The following is a 1192-nucleotide window of genomic DNA, read 5'->3' on the forward strand; positions in this document are numbered from 1 at the left end:
GCGCAGACGCTGCCGCGCCAAGTGCTGAGCCGCGCGTCACGATCCTCGTTTACCACCGCTTTTCGCAGACGCTGGACGACTCGATGACCGTGCGCATGAGCACCTTCGAAACCCAGTTACGCGTCCTGCACGAGCATGGCTACCACATCGTGCCGCTGCGTGAGGTGGTCAATTGGTTGCAGGACCCAAGTGCGACGTTACCGCAGAAGCCGGTGGCGATCACTGTCGACGACGGGCATCGCTCGGTATTCGAAAAACTGCTGCCCATCGTGCAGCGCGAGCATTTTCCGGTCACGCTGTTCATCTATCCATCGGCGATCTCGAACGCCTCCTATGCAATGACCTGGGAACAATTGCGCAGCCTGAAACAGACCGGACTCTTTGACATCCAGGGGCATACGTACTGGCATCCCAATTTCAAGGTCGAGCGCAGACACCGTACGCCGGCTGATTTCCAGCAATTCGTGCGCATGCAACTCGACAAATCCCGTCAACGCCTGGAGGCGCAAACCGGTACGCATATCGACATGCTCGCGTGGCCTTTCGGGATCTACGACGACGAATTGATCACACTCGCCTCCGAAGACGGTTACGTCGTCGCCTTCACCCTGGACGCACGCAAGGCGAATCGGCACGACCGGCTGCTCGCGCTGCCACGTTTTCTGATGACCGATGCCTACGGCGCCAGCGCATTCGCGCACCTGCTTGGCGAACCAAACACCCCGGCAATACCCGCAACGGAGAGCGCACGATGACCTTTATCAGCGCAGTGAGGCGCTATGCAATCGCGACGCTGCTCGTCGTCTTTACTACCCTGCTGAGCCAGCGAGGTGCCCTGGCCGTCACGGGTGTCGTGCTCGACTCAAGCACGCAGAACCCGATCGCCGACGCGATCATCACGACATCGGCGGGTGTGATGCGCACGGACGAACACGGGCAGTTCGAAATCGCTCAGACGGTGGAGAACGTTGCGGCCCGCGCTCCAGGGTATTTGCGCACCGAAGCCAAGGTGTCCGGCGATACACCTGTGACGCTCGCGTTGACCCCGTTTCGCCCGAAAGCGCTGTATTTGTCGGTGTTCGGCGTGACCAACAAGACGTTGCGCAATAATGCCCTCAGCCTTGCCGAAAGCAGCGAGATCAATGCGCTGGTGATTGACGTCAAGGGCGACCGCGGCCTGACGCCGTATCGC

Annotated in this window: 2 protein-coding genes; both read left to right on the forward strand. The window is 60.4% G+C overall.

Annotated features, from left to right (window positions below):
* Nucleotides 1-755: polysaccharide deacetylase family protein (locus AC1DH9_RS29505; RefSeq protein WP_477809376.1), on the forward strand; the 755-nt coding region annotated here is incomplete at its 5' end.
* On the forward strand, nucleotides 752-1192 hold a 441-nt coding region (locus AC1DH9_RS29510; protein ID WP_477809377.1), incomplete at its 3' end, for a putative glycoside hydrolase. The genes AC1DH9_RS29505 and AC1DH9_RS29510, both read left to right, overlap by 4 nt.

The sequence above is a fragment of the Pseudomonas sp. 05T35 genome (assembly GCF_056396605.1).